This window comes from Flavihumibacter solisilvae (assembly GCF_000814475.1).
GTDB classification, from domain to species: Bacteria; Bacteroidota; Bacteroidia; order Chitinophagales; family Chitinophagaceae; genus Flavihumibacter; species Flavihumibacter solisilvae.
Genome location: NZ_JSVC01000007.1, coordinates 1 through 16606, shown reverse-complemented (window position 1 = coordinate 16606; position 16606 = coordinate 1). Strand labels below are relative to the sequence as shown.

Genomic DNA, 16606 nt, shown 5'->3' with positions numbered 1-16606 from the left:
CGCGGTCCATTACCAAACATTTTGCCACATGGATTACAGAATAGAAAAAGACACGATGGGTGAAGTAAAGGTGCCTGTCGATGCATATTATGGTGCGCAGACACAGCGCAGTATCGAAAACTTCAGGATTGCCCAGGATACGAATAAAATGCCTTTAGAGATTATCAGGGCATTTGCATACCTGAAGAAAGCGGCGGCACTTACAAACTTTGAAGCTGGTGTACTCCCGAAGGAAAAATCGGACCTGATAGGTAAGGTATGTGATGAGATCCTGGAAGGCAAACTTGACCAGTACTTCCCACTGGTGGTATGGCAGACCGGTTCCGGTACGCAAAGCAATATGAATGTGAATGAGGTGGTTGCATACCGGGGTCATGTCATGAACGGTGGACAGTTGGCTGACAAAGAGAAATTCCTGCATCCGAATGATGATGTAAATAAGTCGCAGTCGTCGAATGACACTTTTCCCACAGCGATGCATATTGCTGCATACAAGATGCTCGTAGAAGTAACTATCCCCGGCATTGAAAAGCTGCGGAATACACTTGCAGAAAAGAGCCAGCGTTACATGAATGTGGTTAAGATCGGTCGTACGCATTTCATGGATGCGACACCGCTTACAGTTGGACAGGAATTCAGCGGGTATGTATCGCAGCTGGATCATGGACTTCGTGCCATCAAAAATACACTTGCCCACCTTTCGGAGCTGGCGCTCGGGGGCACTGCAGTAGGAACCGGGATCAACACACCAAAGAACTATGCTGAAAATGTGGCAAAGCATATTGCGTCCCTGACCGGGCTTCCTTTTATTACAGCAGAAAACAAATTTGAAGCGTTGGCTGCGCATGATGCCATCGTGGAGTCGCATGGTGCACTTAAGACTGTTGCGGTGAGCCTGATGAAGATTGCAAATGATATTCGCATGTTGTCCAGCGGTCCGCGTTCCGGTATCGGGGAACTTTTTATTCCTGATAATGAGCCAGGCTCTTCAATCATGCCCGGTAAGGTTAACCCTACGCAGTGCGAGGCGCTGACTATGATCGCGGCACAGGTGATGGGCAATGATGTGGCCATAAATATCGGCGGTGCAACAGGTCATTTTGAATTGAACGTGTTCAAGCCCGTTATGATCTATAATTTCCTGCACAGCGCAAGGCTTATCGGTGAAGGATGTGTCAGCTTTAATGACAAGTGCGCTACAGGCATTGAACCGATCGAAGCGAACATCAATAAACATGTGAACAATTCATTGATGCTCGTAACTTCCCTAAACCCGCATATCGGGTACTATAAAGCGGCAGAAATCGCGCAGAAAGCGCATAAGGAAGGTACCACACTGAAGGAAATGGCAGTTAAACTCGGCTATCTCACAGCCGATGAGTTCGACAAGTATGTAATTCCCGCGAAAATGGTGGGGGAAATATAACAGGAAGACTCCGTTTCTTCCGATTGTGAAAGCCCGTTTCTTACGAAACGGGCTTTGCGCGTTTATACCCTTTTCGATGAATGCGCCCTTTTCATAGACAATGAGTTGGGCAATTAGTCGTTACTTAAGTGGTTCCATGTATATCTTAGCCTTGCCAATTATCCTTTTAGAAAGAAATTATCCGAAGCTATGGACAAACTTTACACATCAAACTGTGTATTCCTAGTTCGACTTACATATATACTTCTCTTACTGGTGACAAGCATGGCCACGGTACGGGCACAGGTGCCAGCACAGGTTACCAATGGATATAGCTATGTAAACGTCAGTAAACGAACTGTTGGAGGACCTGTTGAACCGGGAGATACACTTGAAATTCGTTACAGCGTACATATCAGGTGGAAGGGAACTGAAAATTCGTATGCCTCGAATATTTACCAGATGAGGTATTATGATGACCTGCCTACAAATACTACCATGATCACCGGCTCAAAGGCACTGCAGGTTATCACCAATGAGGGTGTGGCATTCAGGGAATATTCAAGCAATGCAGGCGATGACGCGGGTACATACCTGGCTTCACCTTTGCCCGGCCAGTACCGGATCAGAATCAACCTTGGCAGCAGTGGTGTCGGCAACGTTACCAATAATGCTCAAACCACTCTGACAGGCGGCGGTTCAGTCAATGTTAATACTCAAGCCGCGGGAAACACCCCAAAATGGTATTCCGGCCATCTCTTTTCAACAGCTTTCCGGGTAAAGGTAACCGGGGCAGTAGGAAGCATTATTGAATTAGGGAATGCCAGGTTCTTTTATGCCCTGTCTTCCAACGCTAAATATTCCGAAAACCTGAACCTCGGTGTCTCAAACTTCTATATCCAGATCTCCAGGCCACAGCCTTTATGCTCCAACAAATCAGGGACAAACTTTGCAGATGAATTTAGCGGAACATTCGGCAACGGCACCAGCCTTGGCCGTTCAACGGCTTTGCAGTTTCCGATCCCCGGTTTTAATTACATCTCTAACCCAAATTATAATAGCGCCGTGGATGACGGGATGTATGCCGTTACAAAAAATACAAGTCCGCGCCAGGCCTCAGGTAATGCCAATGCTACTGTAAAAAGAGATCCTAACTGTAGTTCCATCTCACCGCCGACGACCACCGCAAATAACTGTAATAACCGGATGTTTAGTTCCTGGGATATTATCGGAGATCATACGGGAACAAATGACGCCGCAGGCAACCTGCCGCCGGCCAATGGTGTAAATGGCGGGTATATGCTGTTGGTTAACTCCAATTATGTTACCGGCGAAGCATACAGGCAGTCGATTACCGGCCTGTGTCCAAATACCACTTATGAGTTTTCGGCATGGGTGAGGAATGTATGTACCTATTGCAGCTGGGATGCTAACCTGACGCGACAGAACGGGAATGGGGTTTTACCCAACCTGACATTTGTTCTTGACGGAATTGACCGTTACAGTACCGGGGAGATCGCTTATGGCGGCTGGGTAAAAAAAGGATTCACATTTACTACTGGTGCAACCCAGAATGCTGTGGTTTTCAGCATACGGAATAATGCCCAGGGCGGTGGTGGAAATGACTGGGTCATGGATGACATTACCGTATCAACATGTTCGCCCAATCTTACTATGAAACCATACGGAAACGCATCTGTATGTTTTGGCAACCCGGTAGATTTTGAAGCTGACGTACGGACCTTCTTTAATAACTACACCTCCTGGCGTTGGGAGAGAAGTTTGGACGGCGGTGCCACCTGGTCAAATCACAGTTCGGGAACAGTTCCGCAATCTGATCTTATCGATTCCAGTGGTACATATAAGTACACCGTTCCTGCTGTAAACTTCCTTGGCGACAGTGGGGCGCACGGAAATATTGTCCGCCTGCGGATCGCCACGACCCTAGATAATCTTAACAACAACAGTTGTTCATTTCTCGATTCCAAAAGCGTAGTTATATACGTAAACAATTGTCAGTGGGTACTTAGTACAGATATCACTTCATTCAGGGCAAGGAATATAAACAGTGGGGTAAACCTTAACTGGGATGCTGTGAATGAAACGGAAGGCATAATGTACGTGATTGAAAAAAGCACAGACCAACTGAACTGGAAACAGGTGGCGGAAGTCTCCGCTATTGTGGCGGGTGGGCAGAACAGTTATGCTGATCTCGATGCGGGACAGGTATATAAAACAACCTACTACCGGATCAAGATGGTACACCTGGACAAGACCAAATATACCCACCAGGTAACTGTGCAGCCTTTCGCCTCAGTTTTAGGCTCGCTTGCCCTGAAACCATTGCAGAATCCATTTACCAGCCAGTTGTCATTTGAGATCATTTCCCCTGAAAATGGCGACGCCGAGCTCGAATTAAGTGACATGCTCGGGAAAGGAGTGAAAAAAATCGCCCTTAAAGTGCATAAAGGAAACAGTAATCACGTTATAGCCAATACAACTTTACTGTCGGCGGGAACGTATGTGCTGACATTAAAAATGAAGGGTGAAGTGATCCAGAAAAAAGTAATTAAAATGAATAAATAATACTCATGTTCTGTTTTGGTCCGTTCCTTATATTTTCTTGACGACCAATATCCACTGAAAAACCAAAGGCTTGGTTTAAAAGGAAATGTTGTCAATTTCGAATATAGGGTTTAGCGCCCCAGCCTTTCCAGGCGGGGCTTTCTCTTTAATATGGTTGAACGATTTAAAGCGGTGCGGTGAAAGTACCTTCAGTTATTTCGCGATCCGATCCGTCTTCGCCGAAAACTGTTCCGGAAAAAGTGCCACTGACACTTTCGGAATTTATTGAAGTGATGATAATAGAAAAATTCATCCGGCTCATATCAACTTCATATTTGATATTTCCGTTGTTGAGGTAATTAAAAAGTGCTTCGGGGGAGGTATAGGTTCCGGGTTGAATATCATTCAATGCGCCTACCGCAAGCATGATATTATCCATTCCGTCATTACTAACGCCTTCGGCAGACAGTACTTTTATGCCTGTCACCTCTTCCACATAAGCCGTATCCATAATCCCTGAATATTCCTGGCCGCCTTCCACAAACCGCCAGGTGTAGATATTGGCTTTCCCTGATCCTTCTTCAAAACTGTTTTCTTTGGTACAGGAGGCGAATAAAGCCATAAGGGCTACGGCTAATAGAATCGGAAGGCTTTTTTGCATAGTCGTGTATTTTCGCTAGGAAACCTGCACGTCGTCATTCACCCTGGTGCTGGTTTCGATAGCCTGTTTACTGTTTTCCTTGTCCGTCTGAAGGAACCTTTTCTGGAACAGGAGCAAGGCAATTACACCAATCGAAATAGCTGCGTCCGCAATATTGAATACCGGGCTGAAAAATTCAAAGTCCTCTCCTCCAACAAACGGGAACCACGTGGGATATGTTGCCCTGATAATTGGAAAATAAAACATATCCACCACCTTTCCATGGAGAAACCCGGCATATCCTTTTTCTGGGAAGATCCTTGCGACTGATGTGTATGTACTTTCCTCGAAGATCAACCCGTAAAACATACTGTCGATCAGGTTCCCTAATGCACCCGCAAAAATGAGGCCTACGCAGATAATAAAGCCCCGGTGATGTCTTTTTCTCAGAATATCCCTCAGGTACCAGATGCCGAAAAGTACTGCCGCCATCCGGAAAAGAGTCAGTGCCATTTTTCCAAGCTCACCGCCGAATTTCCATCCCCATGCCATTCCCTCATTTTCCACGAAATAGATCTGTGCCCATTCGGCATTTTGTCCGAACGGACGGATCCCGCGGTCGTAGGGAGTGATTGGCTGGTGCGACTCATCCCAATGATAACTCAGGGGCATACTGGTCTTCACCCAGACCTTCAATGCCTGGTCTGCCACTAATATCAGGATGATCAATAATATTACATTTCTCGCCTTCATAATTATTGCTAAAGGGACAAAGATAACCGTTGCCGGCTTTCTAGTCCTGGTAATAAATTCTTTTAACTCTCTGCGAAATGCCCGTCAGCATTTCATAAGGGATGGTTCCTGCCCACCCTGCCAGCGTTGAAACCGAAAGGCCATGACCAAAGACAATCACCTCATCCCCTTCTTTTACGCCATCGATCCCGGTTATGTCGATCATGGTCATATCCATGCAAACACTTCCGATCACCGGCGCAAGGCTTCCCTTTACCAGCATCCTGCCGGTACCATTGCCGAGAACCCGGGGGTAACCGTCTGCATACCCGATCCGTACCGTCGCAATTAAGGCTTCATCCGTTACAATTCCTCTTCGGCCATATCCCACCGTTTCGCCGGGTGAAAGCTTTTTGATCTGGGCGATCGTCGTCCGCAGTGTAGACACTTCGTCGAGCGCCAGCCGGTGTAATGCGCTGCTGTCAATTCCATACAGGCCGATTCCAAGGCGAACCATATCGAACTGCCATTGCGGATGCCGCAGGATTGCCGCCGTATTCTCAATATGCCGGATAAAAGGATAGGCAATTGTTTCTTCGATCTGACTGCAGTAATGAACAAACAATTCTGCCTGGTCGTGGGTAAAACTATCGTGCCGGGGATCCTCACTTGCTGCGAGGTGGCTGAATACCGACTGAATGCGAAAACTATTGCCTTTCAGCAATACCAACAGTTCCTGGAAGTCCGATGATTCAAATCCCAGTCGGTGCATACCTGTTTCCATTTCCAGGTGCACGGGATAATACTGGATCCCTTCCTGCCGGATAAAGGATTCAAACTTGCGGAACAGCGGCAATGAATATAGCACGGGTTCTAGCCCGTATTCAACGAGCGAAGAGAATCCGGATGAAGCTGCATTCATAACCATTACGGGCAGATGGATGCCTGCTTTCCGTAATGCCACACCTTCATCCGTATAGGCTACGGCCAGGTAATCCACACCGTGGAACTGCAGCAGGTTTGCAATCTCAAAACTTCCGCTGCCATAACTGAATGCCTTAACCATGGCCATCAGTTTCGTCCCCGGCCTCAGCTGCTGCTGGTATTGCCTGAGATTGTTGAGCATGGCATTCAGGTTGATCTCCAGCACGGTCTGGTGTACCTGCATTTCCAGCTGCGCAGTAATTGCTTCAAACGCAAACCTTCTCGCCCCTTTGACAAGAATGGTCTCTTCATGAAAATGCAATTCATCAAAATGCTGCAGGAATGATTCAGTGGAGATGAAGGTCTGAACCTGGATCATCGCCGCCCGGAACAGATCTGCATGATCACTGATAACCGGACCGATTGCCAGTAATCTATTAACCCCGTAACGCTGAAGCAGCCGTGAGACGTTTTCATACAATTGTACCGAGGTGAGGCCGGTTTCCGGGATATCCGAGAGTATAACGGTCTTGTTGATGTGCTGTTTTTGCTGCGAGAGAAAATCAAGCGCCACTACCAGCGAACTCAGATCGGCTGAGTAACTGTCGTTGATCACCGAGCAATGATTGATCCCTTCTTTCAGTTCAAGGCGCATTGCCATTCCGTGCAACTGCGGGATCCTTTCCATGATGCGCTGAACCGGCACATCGAGGTATAACATGATGGCACAGCAGGTAAGGGCGTTATCGATAGAAGCTTCGTCGGAAAAGGGAATACTAAGTTGAAATTCCGCGGTGCCACACCTGATCCTTGCGACAGTATAGCTGTCGGCTTTAAATATTTCGTACACGTGCATGTCGGCGGATTCTTCCGAGCCCCAGCTGAACAGTGATCCGCGCGAATGATTGGCTTCCCTGAGCCAATTGTCGACCAGTGTATTCCCCTTCTTATAAATGACCGCTTCTGCATGCCTGAATAGCTTCCATTTTTCTTCCAGCTTTTCTTCCATCGAGCTGAAACCTTCACTATGCGCCATACCAAGGTTCGTGAAGACGCCGATTGTGGGGTAAATTATTTTTTCGAGGGCATCCATTTCGCCGGCCCTTGAGATCCCGGCCTCGAAAATCCCCAGTTGGTGTGCAGGCTGAATTAACCAGACGCTTAAGGGAACCCCTATCTGAGAGTTATAACTTCTCGGGCTGCGGACAATGAGCTGGTCAGGTTCAAGCAACTGGTTGAGCCATTCCTTGACAATTGTTTTACCATTACTGCCAGTAATGCCAATGACGGGGATGGAAAATTGCGAACGATGACGTGCGGCAAGTAATTGCAGTGCCGAAAGCGTATCGTCTACAAGAAGCAGGTTTGCCCCGGGCCAACGAACCGGATCAACCGGGGTGCTGACTACAAAATGCCGCACGCCCTGATGGTAAAGGTGATCAATGAACTGGTGACCATCGCGGTTCGCGGAGCGGATGGCAAAGAAGAGTGTGCCGCCCGGAAAAACCAGTTTCCGGCTATCGATCAGGAGATGAGATACATGACCATCTATGCCAGCCTGTAACCAGCTGGCATTAATAGCTGAAGCGATATCGGTTATATGATAATTCACAACTATCGTAAATCACTTTCGCCCTGTTGCAATTCTGTTTTTCCCGCACGACCGGCCGTACTGATCGAGTAAATGATTGAAGCGGTTATACAAAGCACAATCACAAGCAGCGAAACGAAAACAGGTACTTTGAAATGAACCATTTCAGCCAGCATTTTCAGACCGATGAATACGAGTACCACTGCTATGCCCTGCTGCAGGTAAGCAAATTTATTCACGGCGCCTTTCAGCAGGAAGAACAGGGAACGGAGCCCGAGTACAGCAAATATATTCGAAGTATAGATCACCAGCCGGTTCTGCGAGATGGCAAACACAGCAGGAATTGAATCAAGTGCAAATACAATATCTGTTGTGGCCAGCATGATGATCACTACAAACAGGTTTGTATAAAAGCGCTTTCCGTCCTGCACGATACTGAACTTTCCGTCACCATCATGCGAGACGATTGGCAACATGCGCTGAATGAAGCGGTACACTTTGTTCTCGGCAAGGTTTACCTCCTCGTCGTGCTTTGCGGTGAACATTTTAACTCCGGTGTACAACAGGAAGGCGCCAAAAAAATACAGCAGCCATTCGAAACGTTCGATCAGCACAATGCCTACCGAAATAAAGATGATCCTGAAGATGATTGCCATCAGGATACCTATCAGCAGTGCCCGCGGAATGAATTGTTGCTTCACCTTAAAAAAGGAGAAGATCAGGATGAATACAAAAATATTGTCGATACTGAGCGACCATTCCATCAGGTATGCGCTCAGGTATTCAATGGCTATTGTCTTGCCATCTTCAAACCAGATAAAAACAAAAAAAGCCAGGGCCAGCGAAACCCAGAAAATTGTTTGAACAAGCGCTTTCTTTATCGTGATCTCCGTCGTCTTCTTGCTTAATAACCCCAGGTCAAAAACCAGTGCGATCAATAATACCACCCCAAAGACCAGGTAGGTTAATTGTTCAGATGTCATGCTCTAACTTTTTGGTAACGTCTTTTTTTCATCCATTGATAAACCAACCCGAATAACAATATCAATATTATGGGCAATACTATGTTAACTACCTGCCAGTAAGATTTTTTCTCATCCAGTTTTTTCCTGTCGAGCAACCGCAGGGTGAAATCCTTTCCTCTTGTTTCCAGGATGCCGGTCTCATCTACCAGGTATTCAACGCAGTTCTGGATAAAATCACGGTTGGCATACTGGTATTTGGTATACGCATTCATGCCCATCGGCAAAGGTCCTTCATTCTGCGTAACTGCGTTCAATGCAATATCACCATCCGCAATCACGATCATTTTATTTTCGGGCGACTGCATGCTGATGTCCTGGCCAGCCTGCTGCCATAAGCTCCGTTGTTCTGCCGTTACCCGATTGTTGTATAATGACGTGAACCTGCCTTCCAGCAGAACTGCAACCGGAATATGTGCCTTATTGAACATTTTAAGATCATCTTCCGTTTCGATGCTTTGCCAGCTGACTTTTGCCGGCGTGGCAAGGGTTCGTGAGTTCTGCGAAGTGGCAAGCAGGATGCTTTTATTGATACCGGGAGCGGCAACTGTATCGATGGAATTGGGAAACTGGGCAACTACATCGTCGAGGTTTTTTGCCATGGGTTGACCATTGTAATTGGAAAGCCGCGGGAAATATGGCCACGGCAACAGTTCAATCTGCGGTTTACCACCCATGCTTCCCACAACGGAGGGAATACGGTCTGCATTCAGGTCCTGCACAAGGTCCTGGTTTACACGTACACCATACCGGAATAACATGTCGTCTATATCGAGTCCCCGGTCGAAGGCGATAAATTCGTTTTGTGTCCGCTGCAGGCTGTCCATCTCCGCGTAAAGGTTGTCGATCATCCAGATGATTCTGCCTCCATGCATCACGTACTGGTCAAGCTTGAATTTTTGATCTTCACTGAAAGTGACAACAGGTTTAGTGATGACCATTGCCTTAAACACGGGCGGAATAATGGCAACACTGTCAATCGGCAGGATCCGGAATGCATAGTTCTTCTTCAGCACATTTTCGATGAGGTCGTATACCTGGTAAGATACCGGCTCTCCGTTTCCAACCAGGTAACCAACCATGGGTACAGTATCCTGCCTCAGCTGGCGGATGGCATTGGCAAATTTGTATTCCAGCAGGGCTTCTGCTTTGTTGAGTGATTCGAGTCCACCTTCCGAACTCACGCCCTGCAGCAGGTCGATAGCGGTTGTACGTCCCTTGTAAGAGATCACTGCACCGGGGAAAACGAGGCGCTCTTCCTGTCCCTCCCCTTCTTTCGTTTGTGCCTTAATGTTAGTCGGGCGCAGTCCCAGTTGTGCCAGTGAATCATAGAGGGAAAGCCTGGCCGTATCCGCCATGCCATCACCTGGCTTGCTGAAAGTGAACCGGAGATTGGATCTTCCGGCAGCTTTGAATTCGGTAAGCAGGTCATTGGTGCTGGCTGCGAGCTTCCTGAAGCCCGCCGGCATTTCACCGTTGAGCAGCACGTCGATTGTTACCGGCGCATCGAGGCCTGATAACAACTTCCGGGTCGGTGTGGAAAGGGTATAACGTCTTTCTGCAGTAAGGTCGGCTCGATAGGGCACATAGGCGGCGATCCAGTTCAATAAGAAAAGGATGACCAGTATGATCAACCAGTAGAGCCTCGATTGCTGTATTTTCTTCATGGAGTATTAGCGAACTGCGATTTTTCTGTTGGTGATAAGAAGGAAGAAGGCAATGACGCTTCCAAAATAGATGATGTCCCTGCTGTCGACCACACCTTTACTGATGCGGCTATAGTGGAAGTCGATACCGATCATTTCGAGAAAATAATCCGCGTTGCCCTGGAAGGCGGGCAACTTACTGATAGCAGTAAATCCTGTATACATGACGAAACAAACAAAAGCGCTCACAAGGAAAGCTACAACGCTGTTGGATGTGAGACTGCTGCACCAGGTGCCGATGGCTGTAAATGAAGCCGCAAGCAGTACGAGCCCGATGTATGAACCGGTAGTAGCCCCAGTATCAATTCCCCTGTCCATTGACAGTGCCTGTACGCTGAATGCATACACAATCGTCGGTAACAAAGCGATTAGTACAATGAAGAATGCGCCCAGGAATTTTCCGAACACCAGGTTACCAGGTGTGACTGGCCTTGTTTTAAGGATTTCGAATGTGCCGGTGCGGAATTCATCCGACCAGCTTCGCATGGTCACTGCCGGTACAAGGAAGAGCAGGATCCACGGTGCCAGTTCAAAGAATTTTTCCAGGCTTGCATATCCGTATTCAAGGATGCTTGAATCGGGAAAAACAAACAGGAAGAGGCCGTTGAGCAGCAGGAAAATGATGATTGCGACCAGCCCGGTTAAGCTTCCAAAAAACTGGCGGAATTCTTTGTTACAGATAGACCACATAAATTCAAAAATAAGTTTTCCCGGCCTAGCCGCCTGCAGAAACAGGGATTTTGTTGTGATTAATTAGCCTGATTCCAATATATTCGTTCTCCCACTTTAACGGGCATACGCCCGGTAACTGAAACCAACTGCAAAAATGAATCCCGCCAAAAGGCGGGATTTGTTTTATTGTGCATTCGGTATGCAGGGCAGCATAACCGCAGATCAATCAGACTGCAAAACTTTCTCCGCAGCCGCAAGTCCGGCTGGCATTAGGATTGCTGAAATAGAATCCCTTACCATTTAACCCGTCAGAGAAATCCAGGGTGGTATTTACCAGGTACAGAAAGCTCTTCAGGTCAGTAACCACTTTAACTCCATTGTCTTCAAACACCTGGTCCATGGGTTTAGACTCGTTATCGAAGTCAAGTTTATAGCTAAGGCCGGAGCAGCCGCCGCCAACTACAGATACACGCAGAAAATACTCCGAAGCATTTTCTATGCTGGCGTCCTGCATCAGCTTTGCCACTTTTTCCCTCGCTTTATCACTTACATAAATCATATCGATCAATTTGAAGTTTACCGTTTACGTTACATATATAACACAAACCTATATGGTAAAGTTCTTAGTGAATTCTTTCTTCGAACTGAAGTTCTTCCAGGCCATTTTTCTTCCTGTAATCGTTGATGGCAGCTTTGATTGCGTCTTCGGCGAGAACGGAGCAATGGATCTTTACTGGCGGAAGATTGAGTTCTTCCACGATCTCCATATTGTCGATCTTGAGAGCGTCATCAACAGATTTGCCTTTCAGCCATTCAGTAGCCAGTGATGAAGATGCTATCGCTGATCCGCAACCAAAGGTTTTGAATTTTGCATCAGTTATAACTCCTGTAGCATCATCCACTTCGATCTGCAAACGCATTACGTCACCACATTCAGGTGCTCCTACGAGGCCGGTACCAACGTTCTTTTTTGCTTTATCGAGAGTACCCACGTTCTTGGGGTTCTGGTAGTGATCAATGAGTTTTTCTGAGTAAGACATATTTAAAATTAAAAAGTAAAATGTAAAAATTTAAAAGGGCATCACCCATTAGTGATGGGCCCATTCAATGGTGTTGAGGTCAATTCCTTCTTTGAACATTTCCCAGAGGGGGCTCATTTCGCGGAGCTTGTTCACAGTACCGGAAACATGTTCAATAGTGTAATCGATCTGCTCTTCGGTAGTGAAGCGGCCGAGACCGAAACGCAGGGAAGAGTGAGCGAGATCGTCACCAAGTCCAAGTGCTTTCAGCACATAGGAAGGTTCCAGTGACGCCGACGTACAGGCAGAGCCTGAAGAGAGGGCGATGTTCTTGTTAAAGCCCATCATGAGTCCTTCGCCTTCAACATATTTGAAAGAGATGTTGGCAACGTGCGGGAGACGATGTGCGGTGCTGCCGTTTACATACGCTTCTTCGAGCTTGAGTAAGGCAGATTCCAGCTTGTCGCGCAACGCGCTGAGTCTTTTTGATTCTGTTTCCATTTCCTGGCTTGCCAGTTCACATGCCTTTCCGAAACCAACGATACCCGGAACGTTGAGGGTACCTGAACGCATGCCGCGCTCGTGGCCGCCGCCATCCATTTGGGCTGTCACCTTAACGCGGGGGTTCTTCCGGCGGACATACAGTGCACCAATTCCCTTTGGTCCGTACATTTTATGTGCGGAGAATGCGAGCAGGTCAATTCCGTCCTTCTGAACATCGACAGGGACTTTGCCAACGGCCTGGGTGGCGTCAGTGAAGAAAAGTACGCCTTTCTTACGGGCGATGGCACTGATCTCACGGACAGGCATTACCGTACCGGTCTCGTTATTGGCATACATGATGGCAATAAGGATAGTGGTTGGACGGATAGCCGCTTCCAGTTCGGCCAGGTCGATAAGTCCTTCATTATTAACGGGCAGGTAGGTTACCTCACCGCCTGATTTTTCAATGTGCTTACAGGTGTCCAGGACAGCCTTATGCTCTGTTACACAGGTGATTACGTGGTTTCCTTTGCTGGCATACATGTCATAAACACCTTTGATAGCCAGGTTGTCGGCCTCTGTTGCTCCCGAAGTGAAGATAATCTCCTTAGGATCAGCACCAATCAGCTTGGCAACCTGCTCACGCGCATAATCAACAGCTTCTTCTGCCGCCCAGCCAAAGGGGTGGTTGCGACTTGCCGCATTACCGAAATGCTCGGTAAAATAAGGAAGCATAGCCTCTACCACGCGCGGATCACAGGGTGTAGTCGCATTATTATCAAGATAAATCGGGAGTTTCAACATAAATTCTTTGCAATTTTCTGGAACACAAAATTAGCCCAATTGAACGAGATTTCGGAGGGTGAAAACACCATTATCCTTTATTTCCGGAAATCGAAACAGGTATGCATCTGGACTGTTAAACTGGCTTTAACATGCTGTTTACCATTAGCTTTACAACAAAAAATGCTGAAAGTGGAACATATAGGCATAGCCGTCCAGAGCCTGGCGGAGAGCCTTCCCCTTTTTGAAAAGCTCCTTAATACTCCCTGCTACAAGATCGAGGAGGTGGAAAGCGAGCAGGTCAGGACTGCCTTCTTTGCAACCGGGGTAAACAAGATCGAATTGTTGGAAAGCACGTCACCCGAAGGGGTGATTGCACGGTATCTCGCCAAAAGAGGAGAAGGCATTCATCATATCGCTTTTGAAGTGCAGGACATTGAAAGTGAGATGAAAAGGCTTGCCGGGGAAGGGTTTGAGCTATTGCAGGAAAAGCCGAAGAGAGGGGCAGATAATAAGCTGGTCTGCTTCCTGCATCCGAAGGGGACGAAAAATGTTTTGGTGGAACTGTGTCAGGAAGTTGAAGTCAATAAGTGAGTGGGGCGAGGAAGACCGTAAGAAGAAGCTAAGAAGAAGCTAAGAAGAAGCTATCGGCACACTCCAAAAGTGCCTGACCGGAACATAAAACATGCTACTGAGGATACAGGTAGGGATATAGAACGGTTATACAATCACCATAGAAATTTGTATGAACGGATAAGAATTAAGGCTGATAACAGCACGAAATTGCAATTTCCGATTAAAATGCATGGTTAGGGACCGTCAGGATTCCAGCTCGGTTTTGTTGAGGCCGAGTTTTTCTACCGCGACCTGTGCGGCGACCTGGCTGGCGTCTTTCTTATTATACGCCTTTCCCTGCGCGATCAGCTGGCCGTCGACGATGGCACCGATGGTGAAGAGCCGGCGCCCGCCTTCGAATTTTTCTTCGAGGGTTTCAAATTCGAGATTCTTGCCATTCTTGTTTGCCCAGCCGTAAAGCTTGTTTTTGTGGTTGATCTCGAGGTTTTCCAGGTCATCCATGAACATATAGGGCAGGATGATCCGTTTCAGCACCCAGGTGTGGGTCTCGCGGAATCCTTTATCGAGGTATACTGCGCCGACCACCGCTTCCAGTGTATTACCGAAGATCTGGCTGACTTTGAGCGAGTTATCAAACTTGTTAAAATAAACGATCTTTTTAAGACCCATTTTGATGGCCACATCATTCAGGGTTGCCCTGTTCACCATCTTACTACGCATTTCCGTAAGGAAACCTTCTTCGCGGTAGGGGTATTTTTTAAAAAGGAAATCCGCGACAATACCGCTAAGGATGGCGTCACCGAGATACTCGAGCCGCTCATTATTATCGGCAGCACCATCCTTAACCGAACGGTGAGTCAGTGCTGTTTTGTACAGGTCGGTATTACCAGGTGAAAATCCCAGCACATTCTTCAATTGCTTTTTGAATGCCGCTGTTTCCCCGGATCCTTTAAAAATACTGTCAAATAAACCCACAGGATGATTGGTTGATTAGTACCATAATCAAGTTAAGCGATTGCTGGCATACTTTATCAATCAACCTTCAAATTTCTTCACAATAACGCAGGCATTGTGTCCACCGAAGCCGAAAGTATTGCTAAGTGCGGCTCTGACAGGACGTTGCTGCGCTTTATTGAACGTGAAGTTCAGGCGTGGATCGAGTTCTGGGTCGTCTGTAAAGTGGTTGATGGTCGGGGGAACGATGTCGTGAACCACAGCTTTGATGGCAGCGATGGCTTCAATAACTCCTGCTGCACCAAGGCAGTGACCGGTCATCGATTTGGTAGCGCTGATATTCAGGTTGAAAGCGTGGTCACCGAATACGTTCATGATGGCTTTTACTTCCGCAGCATCGCCTAGCGGAGTAGAAGTTCCGTGGGTATTGATATAGTCGATATCCTCAGGCTGCATTCCTGCGTCCTGGAGGGCAGCGATCATCACATTCTTGGCTCCGAGACCTTCAGGATGTGGAGCGGTGATATGGTGAGCATCGGCAGTTGCGCCGCAGCCGGCTATTTCGCAATAGATCTTCGCGCCGCGTGCTTTGGCATGTTCGAGTTCTTCGATAACCAGGAGACCTGCTGCTTCACCCATTACAAAGCCGTCGCGGTCCTTGTCATAGGGTCGGCTGGCTGTCTGGGGATCGTCGTTCCTTTCGCTCATGGCTTTCATGGCATTGAATCCACCTACACCTGCTTCGCTGATCACCGCTTCGCTACCACCGCTGACAATGATATCAGCTTTACCCAGCCTGATGAGATTTACCGCTTCCATGATGGCGTTGGTACTGCTCGCACAGGCACTTGTAACAGCGAAATTGGGTCCGCGAAGGTTATGTCTCATGGATATCTGACCGGCAGCGATATCCAGGATCATCTTGGGAATAAAGAAGGGGTTGAACCGCGGAGTGCCGTCGCCTTTGGCAAAGTCCATCACTTCATTCTGGAAAGTGATCAGACCACCGATTCCGCTACCTACAACAACACCGATCCTGTCGGGGTTGATATTGTCCGGGGTCAATCCTGCATCAGCCATTGCTTCGTCAGAAACAACCAGGGCGAACTGGGTAAAACGGTCGATTTTGCGCGCCTCCTTCTTATCAAGAAACTGTGTAGGGTCAAAGTTTTTTACTTCACAGGCGAATTTGGTCTTGAACTTTGAAGCATCAAATAAAGTGATTGTATTGGCACCGGGAACACCATTGATCAGTCCATTCCAATACTCCTCGAGTGTATTTCCCACCGGAGTAAGTGCCCCCATGCCTGTTACTACAACTCTTTTAAGTTCCATGTAGTTTGCCGGATTTTAAACGTGATAAATCCGCCTTCTCAGCCGGAAAATGCTTTCGAAAGGCGGATTAAATATGCCTGAAACGGAATCCCGTTTACTTAGCGTGCTCTTCTAAATAAGCAACAGCCTGGCCAACAGTAGTGATGGTTTCAGCCTGCTCATCTGGGATAGAGATATTGAATTCCTTTTCGAAAGCATT

Annotated in this window: 14 protein-coding genes; 3 read left to right on the top strand and 11 right to left on the bottom strand. The window is 47.5% G+C overall.

Annotated elements, in window-relative coordinates:
• The first annotated feature begins 28 nt into the window (after positions 1 to 28).
• A complete protein-coding gene (gene fumC / locus OI18_RS06480; RefSeq protein WP_039138231.1) occupies positions 29 to 1426 on the top strand; it encodes a class II fumarate hydratase in 1398 nt (465 codons plus the stop codon).
• Between the two features lie 264 nt (positions 1427 to 1690).
• Positions 1691 to 3991 (top strand): T9SS type A sorting domain-containing protein, encoded by a 2301-nt coding sequence (locus OI18_RS06475; protein ID WP_160290199.1) that lies wholly within the window; start codon positions 1691 to 1693, stop codon positions 3989 to 3991.
• A 163-nt stretch (positions 3992 to 4154) separates the two neighbouring features.
• Here the strand turns inward: OI18_RS06475 and OI18_RS06470 are convergent, their stop codons facing one another.
• The 9 genes from OI18_RS06470 to OI18_RS06430 form a co-directional block, all read right to left on the bottom strand.
• On the bottom strand, positions 4155 to 4631 hold the full coding sequence (locus OI18_RS06470; protein WP_152616755.1) for a hypothetical protein: 477 nt from the start codon (positions 4629 to 4631) through the stop codon (positions 4155 to 4157).
• A gap of 15 nt (positions 4632 to 4646) precedes the next feature.
• Entirely contained in the window at positions 4647 to 5363 is a 717-nt protein-coding gene (locus tag OI18_RS06465) for a lipoprotein signal peptidase (protein ID WP_039138226.1), read from the bottom strand.
• A 40-nt stretch (positions 5364 to 5403) separates the two neighbouring features.
• Complete coding sequence (locus OI18_RS06460; RefSeq protein ID WP_039138224.1) at positions 5404 to 7878, bottom strand: bifunctional UDP-N-acetylmuramoyl-tripeptide:D-alanyl-D-alanine ligase/alanine racemase; 2475 nt, start codon at positions 7876 to 7878, stop codon at positions 5404 to 5406.
• A gap of 2 nt (positions 7879 to 7880) precedes the next feature.
• Positions 7881 to 8840 (bottom strand): TerC/Alx family metal homeostasis membrane protein, encoded by a 960-nt coding sequence (locus tag OI18_RS06455; protein ID WP_039138219.1) that lies wholly within the window; start codon positions 8838 to 8840, stop codon positions 7881 to 7883.
• Positions 8837 to 10546 carry a gliding motility-associated ABC transporter substrate-binding protein GldG gene (gene gldG, locus OI18_RS06450; protein ID WP_039138208.1) on the bottom strand — a complete coding sequence of 570 codons (1710 nt, stop codon included), beginning with the start codon at positions 10544 to 10546 and terminating at the stop codon, positions 8837 to 8839. Before gldG ends, OI18_RS06455 begins: the two co-directional genes overlap by 4 nt.
• Positions 10547 to 10552: 6 nt before the next feature.
• Positions 10553 to 11275: a gliding motility-associated ABC transporter permease subunit GldF gene (gene gldF / locus OI18_RS06445; RefSeq protein ID WP_039138206.1), complete on the bottom strand. Its 723-nt coding sequence runs from the start codon at positions 11273 to 11275 to the stop codon at positions 10553 to 10555.
• A gap of 208 nt (positions 11276 to 11483) precedes the next feature.
• Positions 11484 to 11816 (bottom strand): HesB/IscA family protein, encoded by a 333-nt coding sequence (locus tag OI18_RS06440; RefSeq protein ID WP_039138204.1) that lies wholly within the window; start codon positions 11814 to 11816, stop codon positions 11484 to 11486.
• A gap of 64 nt (positions 11817 to 11880) precedes the next feature.
• Positions 11881 to 12297, bottom strand: coding sequence for a Fe-S cluster assembly scaffold IscU (gene iscU, locus OI18_RS06435; protein ID WP_039138201.1), 417 nt, complete (start codon positions 12295 to 12297; stop codon positions 11881 to 11883).
• 48 nt (positions 12298 to 12345) lie between these two features.
• Positions 12346 to 13563, bottom strand: coding sequence for an IscS subfamily cysteine desulfurase (locus OI18_RS06430; RefSeq protein ID WP_275451272.1), 1218 nt, complete (start codon positions 13561 to 13563; stop codon positions 12346 to 12348).
• A 39-nt stretch (positions 13564 to 13602) separates the two neighbouring features.
• Between OI18_RS06430 and mce the strand changes: the two genes are divergently transcribed.
• A complete protein-coding gene (mce, locus tag OI18_RS06425; RefSeq protein ID WP_240312730.1) occupies positions 13603 to 14136 on the top strand; it encodes a methylmalonyl-CoA epimerase in 534 nt (177 codons plus the stop codon).
• Between the two features lie 225 nt (positions 14137 to 14361).
• Here mce and rnc read toward each other — a convergent pair whose 3' ends face one another.
• Together rnc and fabF are read right to left on the bottom strand one after the other, a co-directional pair.
• Positions 14362 to 15093: a ribonuclease III gene (gene rnc, locus OI18_RS06420; protein ID WP_052272936.1), complete on the bottom strand. Its 732-nt coding sequence runs from the start codon at positions 15091 to 15093 to the stop codon at positions 14362 to 14364.
• A gap of 60 nt (positions 15094 to 15153) precedes the next feature.
• On the bottom strand, positions 15154 to 16407 hold the full coding sequence (gene fabF / locus OI18_RS06415) for a beta-ketoacyl-ACP synthase II (RefSeq protein ID WP_039138198.1): 1254 nt from the start codon (positions 16405 to 16407) through the stop codon (positions 15154 to 15156).
• Positions 16408 to 16606 lie beyond the last annotated feature (199 nt).

Bases quoted from the DNA above. Each gene is read 5' to 3' on its own strand.
- OI18_RS06470 (WP_152616755.1), bottom strand. From the start codon at position 4,631: ATGCAAAAAAGCCTTCCGATTCTATTAGCCGTAGCCCTTATGGCTTTA.
- OI18_RS06475 (WP_160290199.1), top strand. From the start codon at position 1,691: ATGGCCACGGTACGGGCACAGGTGCCAGCACAGGTTACCAATGGATAT.
- iscU (WP_039138201.1), bottom strand. From the start codon at position 12,297: ATGTCTTACTCAGAAAAACTCATTGATCACTACCAGAACCCCAAGAAC.
- fabF (WP_039138198.1), bottom strand. From the start codon at position 16,407: ATGGAACTTAAAAGAGTTGTAGTAACAGGCATGGGGGCACTTACTCCG.
- gldG (WP_039138208.1), bottom strand. From the start codon at position 10,546: ATGAAGAAAATACAGCAATCGAGGCTCTACTGGTTGATCATACTGGTC.
- fumC (WP_039138231.1), top strand. From the start codon at position 29: ATGGATTACAGAATAGAAAAAGACACGATGGGTGAAGTAAAGGTGCCT.
- OI18_RS06455 (WP_039138219.1), bottom strand. From the start codon at position 8,840: ATGACATCTGAACAATTAACCTACCTGGTCTTTGGGGTGGTATTATTG.
- gldF (WP_039138206.1), bottom strand. From the start codon at position 11,275: ATGTGGTCTATCTGTAACAAAGAATTCCGCCAGTTTTTTGGAAGCTTA.
- OI18_RS06430 (WP_275451272.1), bottom strand. From the start codon at position 13,563: ATGTTGAAACTCCCGATTTATCTTGATAATAATGCGACTACACCCTGT.
- OI18_RS06465 (WP_039138226.1), bottom strand. From the start codon at position 5,363: ATGAAGGCGAGAAATGTAATATTATTGATCATCCTGATATTAGTGGCA.
- OI18_RS06440 (WP_039138204.1), bottom strand. From the start codon at position 11,816: ATGATTTATGTAAGTGATAAAGCGAGGGAAAAAGTGGCAAAGCTGATG.